Source organism: Kitasatospora sp. NPDC001664, assembly GCF_053596675.1.
In genome coordinates this window covers 150,119-164,838 of record NZ_JBSFGS010000015.1, presented here as the reverse complement: position 1 = coordinate 164,838, position 14,720 = coordinate 150,119, and the positions used below count along the sequence as shown (strand labels likewise).

At 73.2% G+C, this 14,720-nt stretch carries 13 protein-coding genes; 4 read left to right on the top strand and 9 right to left on the bottom strand.

Going from position 1 to position 14,720, the window contains the following annotated elements; genetic code table 11:
• The first annotated feature begins 30 nt into the window (after positions 1-30).
• A complete protein-coding gene (locus ACWCYY_RS22430; RefSeq protein WP_449797015.1) occupies positions 31-1,539 on the top strand; it encodes a peptide MFS transporter in 1,509 nt (502 codons plus the stop codon).
• 72 nt (positions 1,540-1,611) lie between these two features.
• Here the strand turns inward: ACWCYY_RS22430 and hutI are convergent, their stop codons facing one another.
• From hutI to fdhD, 6 genes are all read right to left on the bottom strand, one after another.
• Positions 1,612-2,778 (bottom strand): imidazolonepropionase, encoded by a 1,167-nt coding sequence (gene hutI / locus ACWCYY_RS22425; protein ID WP_449797014.1) that lies wholly within the window; start codon positions 2,776-2,778, stop codon positions 1,612-1,614.
• A gap of 87 nt (positions 2,779-2,865) precedes the next feature.
• Positions 2,866-4,227: a formimidoylglutamate deiminase gene (locus ACWCYY_RS22420; protein ID WP_345289396.1), complete on the bottom strand. Its 1,362-nt coding sequence runs from the start codon at positions 4,225-4,227 to the stop codon at positions 2,866-2,868.
• The gene (locus tag ACWCYY_RS22415) at positions 4,218-5,402 is read right to left on the bottom strand and encodes an allantoate amidohydrolase (RefSeq protein WP_345289425.1); all 1,185 of its coding nucleotides are present in this window, start codon (positions 5,400-5,402) and stop codon (positions 4,218-4,220) included. Before ACWCYY_RS22415 ends, ACWCYY_RS22420 begins: the two co-directional genes overlap by 10 nt.
• A gap of 17 nt (positions 5,403-5,419) precedes the next feature.
• The gene (gene hutU, locus ACWCYY_RS22410; protein WP_345289426.1) at positions 5,420-7,075 is read right to left on the bottom strand and encodes a urocanate hydratase; all 1,656 of its coding nucleotides are present in this window, start codon (positions 7,073-7,075) and stop codon (positions 5,420-5,422) included.
• A gap of 121 nt (positions 7,076-7,196) precedes the next feature.
• Positions 7,197-7,535, bottom strand: coding sequence for a hypothetical protein (locus ACWCYY_RS22405; RefSeq protein WP_449797013.1), 339 nt, complete (start codon positions 7,533-7,535; stop codon positions 7,197-7,199).
• A gap of 96 nt (positions 7,536-7,631) precedes the next feature.
• Entirely contained in the window at positions 7,632-8,450 is an 819-nt protein-coding gene (fdhD, locus tag ACWCYY_RS22400) for a formate dehydrogenase accessory sulfurtransferase FdhD (protein WP_345289402.1), read from the bottom strand.
• Positions 8,451-8,544: 94 nt separating this feature from the next.
• On the opposite strand from fdhD, the gene hutH reads away from it, so the two are divergent.
• On the top strand, positions 8,545-10,125 hold the full coding sequence (hutH, locus tag ACWCYY_RS22395; RefSeq protein ID WP_449797012.1) for a histidine ammonia-lyase: 1,581 nt from the start codon (positions 8,545-8,547) through the stop codon (positions 10,123-10,125).
• A gap of 188 nt (positions 10,126-10,313) precedes the next feature.
• Here hutH and ACWCYY_RS22390 read toward each other — a convergent pair whose 3' ends face one another.
• Entirely contained in the window at positions 10,314-10,688 is a 375-nt protein-coding gene (locus tag ACWCYY_RS22390) for a hypothetical protein (protein WP_449797011.1), read from the bottom strand.
• Between the two features lie 191 nt (positions 10,689-10,879).
• Between ACWCYY_RS22390 and ACWCYY_RS22385 the strand changes: the two genes are divergently transcribed.
• Positions 10,880-11,749: a MurR/RpiR family transcriptional regulator gene (locus tag ACWCYY_RS22385; protein WP_449797010.1), complete on the top strand. Its 870-nt coding sequence runs from the start codon at positions 10,880-10,882 to the stop codon at positions 11,747-11,749.
• A 37-nt stretch (positions 11,750-11,786) separates the two neighbouring features.
• Here ACWCYY_RS22385 and ACWCYY_RS22380 read toward each other — a convergent pair whose 3' ends face one another.
• Complete coding sequence (locus ACWCYY_RS22380; protein ID WP_449797040.1) at positions 11,787-13,034, bottom strand: macrolide family glycosyltransferase; 1,248 nt, start codon at positions 13,032-13,034, stop codon at positions 11,787-11,789.
• Between the two features lie 65 nt (positions 13,035-13,099).
• Here ACWCYY_RS22380 and ACWCYY_RS22375 point away from each other — a divergent pair, with 65 nt between their 5' ends.
• Positions 13,100-13,693, top strand: a complete 594-nt coding sequence (locus ACWCYY_RS22375; protein ID WP_345289407.1) for a TetR/AcrR family transcriptional regulator — start codon at positions 13,100-13,102, stop codon at positions 13,691-13,693.
• Positions 13,694-13,742: 49 nt separating this feature from the next.
• On the opposite strand, the gene ACWCYY_RS22370 is transcribed toward ACWCYY_RS22375, so the two are convergent.
• Positions 13,743-14,084 (bottom strand): hypothetical protein, encoded by a 342-nt coding sequence (locus ACWCYY_RS22370; protein ID WP_449797009.1) that lies wholly within the window; start codon positions 14,082-14,084, stop codon positions 13,743-13,745.
• Positions 14,085-14,720: the final 636 nt, after the last annotated feature.

The window sequence follows — 14,720 nt, the reverse complement described above, 5'->3', positions numbered from 1 at the left end:
TCCATCGCACGTCAGCAAGGAACCCCACTCATGGCGTCAAGCACTCTGGCCGCCGGCGCAACGTCGACCCCCACCGGCAGCGGCAAGACCTTCTTCGGGCACCCCCGCGGACTCGCCACCCTCTTCATGACCGAGATGTGGGAGCGGTTCAGCTTCTACGGGATGCGCGCCCTGCTCGTCCTCTACATGGGGGCGGAGGTCGTCGACGGCGGCCTCGGCATGAAGGCGGCAGTGGCCGGCGCGGTCTACAGCGTCTACAACGCCATGGTCTACCTGCTCGCGCTGCCCGGCGGCTGGATCGCCGACCGCTTCCTGGGCGCCCGCAAGACCGTCGCGCTCGGCGGGGCGATCATCATGGCCGGCCACTTCGCGCTGGCGCTGCCCTCCAAGGCGGTCTTCTTCGCCGGCCTGGGCCTGATCGCGATCGGCTCCGGCCTGCTCAAGGCCAACATCTCGACCATGGTCGGCCACCTCTACGACGGGCCCAACGACCCGCGCCGGGACGGCGGCTTCACCATCTTCTACATGGGCATCAACCTCGGTGCCTTCGTCGCCCCGCTGGTGATCGGCACCGTCGGCGAGAAGGTCGACTGGCACCTGGGCTTCGCGCTGGCCGGCGTCGGCATGGCGCTGGGCCTGCTCCAGTACCTGCTGGGCAGCCGTCACCTGAGCGACAAGAGCAGCGTGGTGGCCTCGCCGATGCCCGCCGCCGAGAAGCGCGCGGTGCTGCGCAAGGCCGGCTTCTGGGCCGCCCTCGCCGTCGCCTTCTACGCCGTGGTCGCGGTCACCGGCCACCTGACCGTCAACTGGGTCACCTGGCCGCTGTCGATCGCCGGCATCGCCGTCCCGGTGGTCTACTTCGCCCGGATCCGCCGGGACAAGGACCTCACCACGGACGAGAAGTCCAAGATGAGCGGCTACGTCTGGTTCTTCGTGGCGGCCGCGATCTTCTGGATGATCTACGACCAGTCCGGCTCCACGCTGAACCTGTTCGCCAAGAACAACACCTCGCTGAGCGTCCTCGGCTGGGACTTCCCGTCCAGCTGGTTCCAGTCGCTGAACCCGCTCTACATCATGGCGCTGGCCCCGGTCTTCGCCTGGCTCTGGGTCTGGCTGGACCGCCGCCGCCAGAACCCCTCCACCACCGCGAAGTTCGCCTTCGGCCTGCTGATGATCGGCGGCTCCTTCCTGGTGATGATGCTGGCGATGGCCGCCGCGAACGGCGGTGCCAAGGTCACCCCGCTCTGGCTGGCCACCGTCTACCTGATCCAGACCGTCGGCGAGCTCACCCTCTCCCCCGTCGGACTCTCCGTCACCACCAAGCTGGCGCCCGCCAAGTACGCCAGCCAGATGATGGGCATCTGGTTCCTCGCCGTCACGGCCGGCGACTGCACCGCCGCCGTGGTGCAGCTGATGGTCGGTGACGCCACCGGCTCCACCTGGTACTTCGCCTCCCAGGGCCTGCTGGCCGTGCTGGCCGGCGTGGCGCTGATGACGTACCGCAAGAAGGTCAACCGGCTGATGGGCGACATCCGCTGACGGACCCCCGCACGTGGGAGACCCCCGGAAGGCCGCGCGCCTCCGGGGGTCTCGTGCATCCGTGTACCCGCCTCAGACCGCGCGGACACCGTCCCGCCAGACCGCGGCGGTCAGCGGTACGCCCGGGCGGTAGGCCAGGTGGACGTGCGAGGGGGCGTCCAGCAGCAGCAGGTCGGCCCGGGCGCCCGGGGCGATCAGGCCGACGTCGGCGCGGCGCAGCGCCCGCGCGCCGCCGGCGGTGGCGGCCCAGACTGCCTGATCCGGCGTCATGCCCATCTCGCGGACCGCGACGGCGATGCAGAAGGCCATCGAACTGGTGAAGCTGGAGCCCGGGTTGCAGTCTGTCGAGAGCGCGACGGTGGCGCCCGCGTCGAGCAGGCGGCGCGCGTCCGGGTAGGGGGCGCGGGTGGAGAACTCCGCGCCGGGGAGCAGGGTGGCCACCGTGTCGCCGCTCGCCAGCGCGTCCACGTCGGCGTCGGTGAGGTGGGTGCAGTGGTCGGCCGAGGCCGCGCCGAGCTCCACCGCGAGCTGCACGCCCGGGCCGTGGTTCAGCTGGTTGGCGTGCACCCGGGGGGTCAGGCCGCGGGCCATGCCGGCGGTGAGGATCTCCCGGGCCTGGTCGCCGTCGAAGGCGCCCTGCTCGCAGAAGACGTCCACCCAACGGGCGTGCGGGGCACAGGCGTCCAGCATCTCGCCGGTGACCAGCGCCACGTAGGCGGCCGGGTCCTCCTTGAACTCCGGGGCCACCACGTGCGCGCCCAGGTAGGTGGTCTCGGTGGTGTGCTTCGCCGCGATCCGCAGGGCGCGGGCCTCGTCCTCCACGGTGAGGCCGTAGCCGGACTTGCACTCGACCGTGGTGGTGCCCTGGCGCAGCGCCTCGGTGAGGAAGCGGGTGAGGTTGGCCTCCAACTGCGCGTCGGTGGCGGCCCGGGTGGCGGCCACCGTGGTGCGGATGCCCCCGGCGGTGTAGGACTGGCCGCTCATCCGGGCGTTGAACTCGGCGGTGCGGTCCCCGGCGAAGACCAGGTGGGCGTGCGAGTCCACGAAGCCGGGCAGCAGCGCCCGGCCCTCGGCGTCGACGTGCCCGTCGGCCGCGGGTGCCTCGCCGGCGGGGCCGACCCAGGCGATCCGGCCGTCCTCGATCAGCACGGCGGCATCGGTGAGCAGGCCGAGCGGGCCGCTGCCGTGGGACGGGTCGTTGGTGACGAGCGAGCCGACGTTGCCGATCAGGGTGCTCAAGTCGCTGGGCCTTTCGGGGAGTTGGGGTGAACGCCGAAAGGCGCGGGCCCGAGGGGATCAGCCCCCCTCGGACCCGCGCCGGTCAGTTTATCGCCGCAGGGCGGCGATTGTCGTGCTCAGTGCACGGGGGACGTCCGGGACCAGTTGGTGCCGCCCGTCCTTGACCACGTGCCGGCCGCCGACCACCAGGTGGCGGACATCGGCGCCCGAGGCGGCGAAGACCGCCGTCTCGGCGCCCAGCTCCGGCGGCGGCCCGGCGGTGCGGACCGAGTCCAGCGCGATCACGGTGAAGTCGGCCAACGCCCCGGCCTCGATCCGGCCGGCCTCCGGCCAGCCGAGCGAGGCGTGGCCGTCCTCGCCGCCCGCGCGCAGCAGCGCGTCGGCGGTCCAGTGGCCCCGGGTGCGGGTGCGCAGGCGCTCGTCCAGCTCCAGCGCCCGGGCCTCCTCCCACGGGTCGATCACCGCGTGGCTGTCGCTGCCCAGGGTGACCGGGCAGCCCGCGCTCGCCAACCGCCGGGCGGGGCCGATGCCGTCGGCCAGGTCCCGCTCGGTGGTCGGGCACATGCAGATGGCGGTCGAGGAGTCGGCGAGCAGCCGGATGTCATCGTCCGTCAGATGGGTGGCGTGCACCGCCGAGGTGCGCGGGCCGAGCACCCCGTGGTCGGCCAGCAGCCTGGTCGGCGTGACGCCGTGCGCGGCCAGGCAGGCCTCGTTCTCCGCGGTCTGCTCGGAGAGGTGCACGTGCAGCGGCGCCTGCGCCCGCTCGCCCCACTGGGCCACGGTGGCCAACTGCCCGGCCGGGACGGCCCGGACGGAGTGCACCGCGGCGCCGATCCGGGCGTGCCCGGCCGGCTTGAGCGCGTCCACCCGCTGGGCCCAGGCCTCGGCGTCGCCGTCGCTGAACCGCAGCTGCGGCGCGGTCGGCTCGGCACCGAAGCCCGAGGAGAGGTAGCAGGTGTCCAGCAGGGTGATCCGGATGCCGGCCCGGTCGGCGGCCTCGATCAGCGCGTGGCCCATCGCGTTCGGGTCGTCGTACCGGGCGCCGCCGGGCGCGTGGTGCAGGTAGTGGAACTCGCCCACCGCACTGATCCCGGCCAGCGCCATCTCGGCGTAGACGGCGGTGGCCAGCTCCAGGTAGCTGTCCGGGTCCAGCGCACCGGCGAACCGGTACATGGTGTCCCGCCAGGTCCAGAAGGTGCCCGAGCCGATCTGCACGCTGCCGCGCAGCGCGCGGTGGAAGGCGTGCGAGTGGGCGTTGGCCTGGCCCGGCAGCAGCAGCCCGGCGAGGCGGACCGCCCCGGGCGGGCAGGGCCCGCTGTCCGGGACGACCGAGCGGAACCGCCCGTCGGCCACCGTGATCAGCACGTCCCGCTCGACGGCGGGGCCGTTGTGGTTCGGCAGCCAGGCGTGCTCGGCCCAGTACGTCGTGGTCCCCTCGGTCACTGACACGCCAGGTCCTCCAGTACGTCGGCGAGCGCGGTCACCCCGGTCAGGCAGTCCGCCTCCTCGGCGTGCTCGGCCGGGGAGTGCGAGACGCCGGTGGGGTTGCGCACGAACAGCATGGCGGTCGGGATCTCGGACGCCAGGATCCCGGCGTCGTGTCCCGCGCCGGTCGGCAGCACCGGGACCCCTCCGAGTCGCTTGGCCAGCCGGTCGCGGAGCGGGCCGTCGAAGTCCACCACGGGCGTGTACGACTCCCGGGTCAGCTCGACCCGGACGCCGTCCAGCCCGCCGCGCGCGTACGCCGCCTCCCGGATCTCCTCGACCAGGGCGGTCAGGGTCGCCTCGTCCGCGGCCCGGGAGTCCAGCCAGCCCCGGATCAGCGAGGCGATGGCGTTGGTGCCGTTGGGCTCCACCGCGACCTTGCCGAAGGTGGCCAGCGCGCCGGCCAGCTCGGCCTTCTGGCGGGCCGTCAGCACGGTGTCGGCGAAGGTGAGCATCGGGTCCCGGCGGTCCTCGATCCGGGTGGTGCCGGCGTGGTTGGCCTCGCCGTGGAAGTCGAAGCGCCAGCGGCCGTGCGGCCAGATCGCGCTGGCCACGCCGACCGGCTGGTCCTCCGTCAGGTACCGGCCCTGCTCGACGTGGAGCTCGACGAAGGCCCCGATCCGGCTCAGCCGGTCGTGGTCCGCGCCGATCAGCGCCGGGTCGTAGCCGGCCTTCTCCATCGCGTCGGGCAGCCGGACGCCGTCCGCGTCGCGCAGCTCGTACGCCTGCTCGCGGCCCAGCACCCCGGCGGTCAGCCGGGAGCCGATGCAGGCCACGCCGAACCGGGCACCCTCCTCGTCGCCGAAGTTGACGATCGCCAGCGGCTTGCTGAACTCGGCCTTGCGGGACCGGAGTTCGTCCAGGGCCGCGAAGGAGGAGACCACCCCGAGCGGGCCGTCGTAGGCGCCGCCGTCCGGGACGGAGTCCAGGTGCGAGCCGGTGACCACCGCGCCCTCGCCCTGCAGGTCGCCCAGCCAGGCCCACTGGTTGCCGTTGCGGTCCAGCTCGTAGTGCAGGCCGCGGGAGCGGGCCTGCTGCTCGAACCAGGAGCGGCACTCGGCGTCGGCGGAGTTCCAGGCGAAGCGGCGGTAGCCGCCGGAGGAGGCGGAGCGGCCCACGGGGAGCAGCTCCGCCCACATCTCCAGGAAGGAGTCGCTCACAGCTCGCCCATGGGCACGCGGACGCCGCGCTCGGCCGCCACCTCGGACGCGCGGTCGTAGCCCGCGTCCACGTGGCGGATGACGCCCATGCCCGGGTCGTTGGTGAGCACCCGGCGGATCTTCTCGCCCGCCAGCGCGGTGCCGTCGGCCACCGTGACCTGGCCGGCGTGGATCGAGCGGCCGATGCCGACGCCGCCGCCGTGGTGGATGGAGACCCAGGAGGCGCCGGAGGCGACGTTCACCATGGCGTTCAGCAGCGGCCAGTCGGCGATCGCGTCCGAGCCGTCCAGCATCGCCTCGGTCTCGCGGTACGGCGAGGCCACCGAGCCGCAGTCCAGGTGGTCGCGGCCGATCACGATCGGGGCGGAGAGCTCGCCGGAGGCGACCATGTCGTTGAAGCGCTCGCCGGCCTTGTCGCGCTCGCCGTAGCCCAGCCAGCAGATGCGCGCCGGGAGGCCCTGGAAGTGCACCTTCTCCTGGGCCATCTTGATCCAGCGGTGCAGCGACTCGTTCTCCGGGAAGAGGTCGAGCACGGCCTTGTCGGTCTTGTAGATGTCCTGCGCGTCGCCGGACAGCGCCGCCCAGCGGAACGGGCCCTTGCCCTCGCAGAACAGCGGCCGGATGTACGCCGGGACGAAGCCCGGGAACGCGAACGCCCGGTCGTATCCCGCGAGCTGGGCCTCGCCGCGGATCGAGTTGCCGTAGTCGAAGACCTCGGCGCCGCGGTCCTGGAAGCCGACCATCGCCTCGACGTGACGGGCCATCGACTCGCGCGAGCGCTGGGTGAACTCGGCCGGCTTCTCGGCCGCGTAGCTCGCCATGTCCTCGAAGGCCACGCCGACGGGGAGGTAGCTCAGCGGGTCGTGGGCGCTGGTCTGGTCGGTGACGATGTCGATCGGGGCGTCCATCGCCAGCAGCTGCGGGAACATCTCCGCCGCGTTGCCCAGCACACCGATCGAGAGCGGCTGCCGCTTGTCGCGGGCCTCGGTGGCCAGCTGGAGCGCGTGGTCGAGGTTCTTCGCCTCGACGTCCAGGTAGCGGTGCTCGATCCGGCGGGCGATCCGGGACGGGTCGCAGTCGATGCAGATCGCCACGCCGCCGTTCATGGTGACGGCCAGCGGCTGGGCGCCGCCCATGCCGCCGAGACCGGCGGTGAGGGTGATGGTGCCTTCGAGGGTGTTGCCGAAGCGCTTGGCCGCGACCGCGCCGAAGGTCTCGTAGGTGCCCTGGAGGATGCCCTGGGTGCCGATGTAGATCCACGAACCGGCGGTCATCTGGCCGTACATGGTGAGCCCGAGGCTCTCCAGCCGGCGGAACTCCTCCCAGTTCGCCCAGTCGCCCACCAGGTTGGAGTTGGCGATCAGCACCCGCGGCGCCCACTCGTGGGTCTGCATCACGCCGACCGGCCGGCCGGACTGGACCAGCATGGTCTCGTCCTGCTTCAGGTTCTCCAGCGTGCGCACCATCGCGTCGAAGGAGCGCCAGTCGCGGGCCGCCTTGCCGGTGCCGCCGTAGACCACCAGCTTGGACGGGTGCTCCGCCACCTCCGGGTCCAGGTTGTTCATCAGCATCCGCAGGGCGGCCTCCTGCTGCCACCCCTGCGTCGTCAGCTTCGTCCCGCGCGCTGCGCGCACCTCGCGCGGACCGCTCACCGCCTGCTGCTGCACCATGTCCCGGACTCCTTGCGGATGGATTCATTCAGTCTCTGTTCGACTGAATATATCCAATCACTCGAATGGCGGCCAGAGGCCGGGCCCGGCGATTCCGACTCGGTCAGGCCGCCTCGCCGTCGTCGCCCCAGGCGATGCCGAGGGCCGCGAGCCAGGCGCGGTCGGCCTCGTCGGGGGTCTGGGCGGGGCGGTCGGGCTGCTGGCGACGGGGGCGGGGGATGTCCTGGACCGGGCCCAGGCCGTACTTCTCGGCGGTGGTGGCGGCGGCGCCCGGTTCGATGACGCCGACGTGGACGGCGGACTCGTCGCCCGCTTCGAGGACGGTGAGGTCGGGGTCGGGCGGTTGGCGGAGGGCGATCCGGCGACCGCAGGTGGGGCAGGACCACTCGTCGGCGCCCGAGGCGAGCCGGCCGACCAGTTTCATCTCGTGGATGACGCGCATGGCTGAGCAGCACCCCCGTCCGGCCCCGGCGTGGGGCCTTGGTGACGGGATGCCCGCTGGTGGTGCGTCAGCAACCAGGTGTGACCGAGCCGTTGTTCAGGAGATGCGGGCGGGATTGGTGTAGACGTTGGCCCCCTCGCCGCGCAGGAAGCCGACCAGCGTCAGCCCCAGCTCCTCGGCCAGGTCCACCGCCAGCGAGGAGGGCGCGGAGACCGCGGCCAGCAGCGGGATCCCGGCCAGCGCCGCCTTCTGGGTGAGCTCGAAGGAGGCCCGCCCGCTGACCATCAGCAGGTGCCCCGTCAGCGGCAGCAGCCCCTCGCGCAGCGCCCAGCCCACCACCTTGTCCACCGCGTTGTGCCGCCCGACGTCCTCCCGGGCGCAGAGCAGCTCGCCCTCCACCGTGAACAGCCCCGCCGCGTGCAGCCCGCCGGTGGAGTCGAAGGCCTTCTGAGCCGCCCTCAGCTTCTCCGGCAGCCCGTACAGCACCTCCGGCGCCACCCGCAGCGGGTCCGCGGCGAGCGGCCAGCGGACGTGGGTGCGGACGGCGTCGACCGTGTCGCGGCCGCAGAGGCCGCAGGCGCTGGTGGTGAGCAGGTTCCGGTGCGCCGTCAGCGCGGGCAGCGCGCCGCCCCGCACCGTCGCGTCGACCACGTTGTAGGTGTTCAGCCCGTCGGCGTCCGTCCCCGCGCAGTACCGCAGCGCGGCCAGCTGCTCCGCCTCGTGCAGCATCCCCTCCCCCACCAGGAATCCGGCGACCAGGTCGAAGTCCTGCCCCGGCGTGCGCATGGTCACCGTCAGCGCCTCGCCCCCGACCCGGATCTCCAGCGGTTCCTCCCCCGCCAGCACGTCCGCCCGCTCGGACCGCTCCGCACCGCGCAGCCGCACCACCCGCCGCCGCACCGTCGCCCGCGCCATGACCGACCCCTTCCGTCCCGGCCAGGTTACGTCGGACGACCTGTTCGGCCGGACCTGGTTGTCATATCTTCATTCAGCTGCTGTGATGGTGTATATGGATATGCACACTGCTGTGGACCCGGCCGCTCCGGTGATCGTCGTCGGCAAGGCCGACGTCAGCGCCGAGGACGTCATCGCCGTCGCGCGCGGGAACGCGCGGGTCGAGATCGGCCCGGACGCGCTGGAGGAGATGGCGACCGCGCGCAAGCGGATCGAGGCGCTGGCGGCCGAGCCGCGGCCGGTCTACGGGGTGTCCACCGGCTTCGGTGCGCTCGCGGTGCGGCACATCAGCCCGGAGCTGCGGGCCCAGCTGCAGCGGTCGCTGGTGCGCTCGCACGCCGCGGGCATGGGCCCCGTGGTGGAGCGCGAGGTGGTCCGCGCACTGGTCTTCCTGCGGATGAAGACCCTGGCCTCCGGCCGCACCGGCGTCCGCCCGCTGGTCGCGCAGAACATGGCCGCCATGCTGAACGCCGGCATCACCCCCGTGGTCCGCGAGTTCGGCTCCCTCGGCTGCTCCGGTGACCTCGCCCCGCTCTCGCACTGCGCGCTCGCCCTGATGGGCGAGGGCACCGCGTACGACGCCGAGGGCGTCGAGCGCCCGGCCGGCGAGCTGCTCGCCGAGGCCGGCATCGAGCCGGTCGAGCTGCTGGAGAAGGAGGGCCTGGCCCTCATCAACGGCACCGACGGCATGCTCGGCATGCTGGTGATGGCGCTGGCCGACCTGGCCCGCCTGTTCACCACCGCCGACATCACCGCCGCCATGTCGCTGGAGGCCCTGCTCGGCACCGACAAGGTGCTGGCCCCCGAGCTGCACGGCCCGATCCGCCCGCACCCCGGCCAGGCCCTCTCCGCCGCCAACATGCTGGCCGTGCTGGCCGGCTCGGCCCTGACCGGCCACCACCAGGACGACGCCCCGCGGGTCCAGGACGCCTACTCCATCCGCTGCGCCCCGCAGGTGGCCGGCGCCGGCCGCGACACCCTGGCCCACGCCCAGCTGGTCGCCTCCCGCGAGCTGGCCGCCTCGGTCGACAACCCGGTGGTCCTCCCCGACGGCCGGGTCGAGTCCAACGGCAACTTCCACGGCGCCCCGGTCGCGTACGTGCTCGACTTCCTGGCGATCGCCGCCGCCGACCTCGGCTCCATCTCCGAGCGCCGCACCGACCGGCTGCTCGACAAGGCCCGCTCGCACGGCCTGCCGGCCTTCCTGGCCGACGACCCGGGCGTGGACTCCGGCCTGATGATCGCCCAGTACACCCAGGCCGCCCTGGTCAGCGAGAACAAGCGGCTCGCCGTCCCGGCCTCGGTGGACTCCATCCCCTCCTCCGCCATGCAGGAGGACCACGTCTCCATGGGCTGGTCCGCCGCGCGCAAGCTCCGCCAGTCGGTGGACAACCTGGCCCGCATCCTGGCCGTCGAACTGACCGCCTCCGCACGGGCCCTGGAGATCCGCACCGACAACGGCAGCGGGCCGCTGGCGCCGGCCACGGCAGCGGCGGTCGCGGCGGCGCGGGCCGCTGGCGTCGGCGGGCCCGGTCGTGACCGCTTCCTGTCCCCGGACCTGGAGGCGGCGGCGGCGCTGGTCGCCTCCGGCGCGCTGGTCGACGCGGTCGAGGCGGTCACCGGGCCGCTGGCTTGAGCCGGGCCTAGGTGATGCCACCGGGGGCGCGGGGCTCTGCTGACTTGCCGCTCCGCGGCGGGGCGCGCAGGGGAACGGCAGCACGTGCAACTGGCTGATGGTGGGTCAGTTGCAGGTGCGTCGCCTTCCGACTCGCGCAGTTCCTCGCGCCCCCGGGATCACCACGTACGTCCCTCGCGGCCCCGGGGTCACCAGTCGTCGCGGCGGACCTTGGGCTCCGGCTTGTGGCTCGCGAGGGCGTTGGCCATGTTGACGCCGACGATGCCGGCCCAGCAGACGATCAGGCCCCAGATGCCCGAGGTGCCGGCGGCCACGCCGGAGAGCGGGATCCCCATGACGAGGGAGACGATCGGGAGCTTCGACGCTCCACCGCCACCACCGCTGCGGCGGCGACCGCCGTCGAGCTGCTCGGAGACCCGCTGCTCGACCCGGGCGTCCAGTCGCGAGTCGATCCGGGCCAGGAAGGAGTCGACGATCTCCGCCTCGTACTCCTTGCCGAGCTCCTTGCGGGTCTGCACGGCCGCGTCGAGATCGCGCTTGAGTTCGTCCTGCCGAGAGTTCATGGCATCAGACTCCTCCCCTCCAGGAGGCCCGGTCCACCGCCCGGGACCGGTTTCGGGGGCGGCTCAGGGGTAAATCAGGGACACCCCGGAGTCGGACGCCGGATCCCACTGTTCGATACTTCGTTGCCCGGCGTTCGGCACTGCTGCACAGTCGTCCCGACCGCCGCCGAACCACCCCGGAGGAAGCGCCGATGACCAGCACCGACGAGAACGGTTCCGTCGGCCCCTCCGCGCGGCTCCTGCAGCTCTTCGAGGGCCACCGGCTGACGCCCACTCAGCGACGGATCGCCCACTCGTTGGTGCGGCACGCCGCCGAGGCGCCGTTCCTGTCCAGCGTCGAGGTGGCCGAACTGGCCGGGGTGAGCCAGCCCTCCGTCACCCGCTTCGCGGTGGCGCTCGGCTTCGACGGGTACCCGGCGCTGCGCAAGCAGCTGCGCGAACTCGGCGCCGGCGAGTCGGCCACGCCCGAGTCCCCGGCCGACGTGGTGCGCAACGAGCACCAGCAGGCGGTGCTGGCCGAGATCGAGCACCTGCGCCACCTGGCCGAGCTGCTGGCCGATCCGGAGCCGATCGTCCGGGCGGCCCGGCTGCTGGCCGCCTCCCGGCCGCTGCCGGTGCTCGGCCTGCGGGCCGCCTCCGCGCAGGCCCGGGGCTTCGCGTACTTCGCGGCCAAGGTGCACCCGGACATCCGCCTGCTGGACGAGGGCGGCTCGATGCTCGCCGACCGCCTGGAGCAGGCCGCCGCCGCCGGGGCCACCGCCCTGCTCTGCTTCGCCCTCCCCCGCTACCCCCGTGAACTGATGGACGGCCTGGTGGTCGCGCGCGACTGCGGCCTGACCGTCCTCACCGTCGCCGACAGCGCCTTCGCCCCGGTCGCCAAGCTCTCCGACCTGATGCTCCCCGCCGCCGTCGGCACCGGCCTGGTCTTCGACACCGCCTGCGCCCCGATGATGCTCGGCCGCGTCCTGCTCCAGACCATGTGCGACGACATCCCCGGCGCCGAGGCCCGCCTGGAGTCCATCGAACAGTCCGCCGCCGCGCGCGGCCTGTTCCTGGACTGACCCGGCCTGGACTGACCCCGCCCGGACTGACGCCGCCTCAGAGCGCCGCCTCGATCAGGTCGGCGGTGTAGGCGGCGCCGCCGAGGGTGCGGAGCTCGTGGCGGATCGCGGCGAGGCGGGCCGCCACGTCGGGGTCGGTGGTGAGGGTGAGCAGGGCGGTGCGCAGCAGCTCGGGGGTGACGTCCGCGGGGTCGAGGCGGCGGCCGACGCCGAGTTCGACCAGGCGGTCGGCGTTGGCGTACTGGTCGGCTCCCTGGGGGACGGCGATCATCGGGACGCCGCAGTACAGGCCCTCGGTCGTGCCGCCCATGCCGGCGTGGGTGACGAAGGCGTCGGCCTGCTCCAGGACGGCGAGTTGGGGGATCCAGGGGTGGACCTCGACGTTGGCCGGGAGCGGGCCGAGGGCGGCGGGGTCGACGTGGGCGCCGATCTGGAGGACCACGTGCCAGCCGGGGAGGTCGCCGAAGGCCCGCAGGCAGGCACGGTAGAAGTCGGGCCGGTCGGTGTAGGCGGAGCCGAGCGAGACCAGCAGGACCTTCTCGGCCGAGGCCGGGCGGGTCCAACTCCCTTGGTGGGAGCGGTCGCCGATCGCGGGGCCGACGAAGGTGTAGCGCTCGGGGTCGACCCGGTCGGCGTGGGGCTGGAGGGCGCGCGGGATGAGGACGAGCGAGCGGGCGGGCCGGCCCATGAAGTCGAGCGGGTCGATGCCGGTGATGCCGTTCTCCGCCAGCCAGGCGGTGAAGGCGGCGGTGTACGCGGCGCCGTCCCGCCGGATCGCCTCGAACATCTCCGGCACGTCCTGCTCGAAGCCCTCCCAGGCGACGAAGGTCGGCGAGAGCTGGAGGACCGGGACGTCCCAGTTCTCGGCCAGCACCCGGGCCGGGCAGGCGGCGATGTCGTAGAGGAAGAGGTCGGGCCGGTCCCGGTCGAAGGCCTCGCGCAGGACCGGGAGCATCGCCTGCGCGTCCCGCAGGAAGTACTCCTGCACCTCGACCGGGTCGCTCGGCCAGTCGCCCTCCGCGCCGGACTCGGCGGTGAGCGGGAGGGTGGTGCGGTACGGGACGAGCGCGGCGCCGGTGTCCTCGATGCGCTCGGCGAAGGCGGGGTCGTTGGCGTAGCTGACCCGGTGGCCCCGGGCGACCAGCTCGCGGATGACCTCCAGGCTGGGGTTGACGTGGCCGTGGGCCGGGATCGAGAGCATGGCGATGTGGGCGGGGCGGCGGGTCATGCGGACTCCCTGGGATTCAATGAGACGAGACGGACCGTCTCGCACGACTCTCAGCATGGAGTCCTTCGGACGGTTCGTCAAGACGAGACGTTGCGTACCGTTGGATTGGTAGACTCCTCGGCATGACGCCCAGGACCCCGGACCCGACCCGTCGCAGCGAGCGCTCCCGGCAGGCCATCCTCACCGCCGCCGCCGAGCTGGTCACCGAACTCGGCTACGCCAAGCTGACGATCGAGGCGATCGCCGCCCGCGCCGGGGTCGGCAAGCAGACCATCTACCGCTGGTGGCCCTCCAAGGGCGCGGTGGTCTTCGACGCCCTGCTGGCCACCAACGAGGACGAGGACGGCCGCCTGGCCCTCCCGGACACCGGGGACCTGGCGGCCGACCTGCGGGTGGTGGTGCGCGGCACCGCCGAGGAGATGTCCACCGAGTTCTACGACCGGGCCGGGCGGGCGCTCACCGCCGAGGTGCTGACCGACCACCAGCTGCTCGGCGAGTACCGCGAGCGGCTGCTCGGCCCGCTGCTGGAGGTCACCAAGGAGCGGCTGCGCAGCGCCCGCGCGGCCGGGCAGGTGGCCGAGGACACCGATCTGGACGTGGCCGTCGAGCTGCTCTACGGCCCGATGTACTACCGCTGGCTGCACCGGCTCGGGCCGCTCGACCAGGCGTACGCCGACGTCCTGGTCGAGCAGGTGGTCCGGGCGCTGCGTCCCTGACGGCGGGTCAGCGCACGCAGGTCAGCGCGTGCGGATCAGCGCACGCGGATCAGCGCCGGTCGCCGCGGCGGCGCAGCAGGGCCCAGACGACCACCGCGACCAGCAGGCCGACCAACAGCAGGATCAGCAGGATCGCGATGAAGGAGACGCCCTTCTTCTTTTTCTTGGTCTTGCTCTTGGCCGTCTTGCTCTTGGCCAGCTCCCGCACCGCCTCGGCCCGGACGGCCGGCCCGCCCAGGGTCACCACGGCCTCGCCGGGCGGGGTGCCCTGAACGGCCGTCAGGGTGATGGCGCTGCGCGGCGCGGCGGAGACCGCGCTGGCGGTGGTGGTGGAGAGCCCGCCGAGGGCGAGCACCAGCGTGAGCATGGTGGCGGCGATACGTCTGTGCATGTCCCCCGTGACCCCGTTCCCGCCCTGCCCCTACGGCGGACGTCGCCCTAACTGTGGCACGGGCACGGGTGCGGGCGACAGAGAGCGGACGGCCGCGTGACAGAGCCGGGACACGAGCCGGTACGCGGACCCTACGGCGGCGGCGAGGCCGGGCCGGAGAGCGCGACCGCGACCAGCGAGCGCAGCGCGGGGGCGATCTGGCCGAACGGCAGGGTCGCGTCGTCCGCGAACAGCTCCACCAGCCAGCCCCCGGCGGCGTTCTGACCACCCGCCACCACCATGGCCCGGTAGCCGCTGACCATCATCATCGCCTCCTCCGCCGGGTCGTTCCCGGCCGCGCCGGCCCGCAGCGCGAAGCCACCGCCGCGCACCGCCCGCCTGGTCAGCGGGTAGTGGCCGAGGTCGAAGACGGCGTCGGGGGCCTCGATCCGGGCCCGCTGGGTCTCGGCCCCGGAGCTGGTCGGGCCGCTGGTCATGCGGTAGACGGCGTGCCGGGCGGTGCGCATGAACTGCGAGCCGGGCGGCACGTACGAGATCCACCAGCCGACCGCGTCCAGCAGCCGGGAGGAGTTCTCGGCCACCACGGCGAGCCGGCTGATGGTGTCGGCGGGGTGGCTGGCCCGGCCCGCGCCGGTG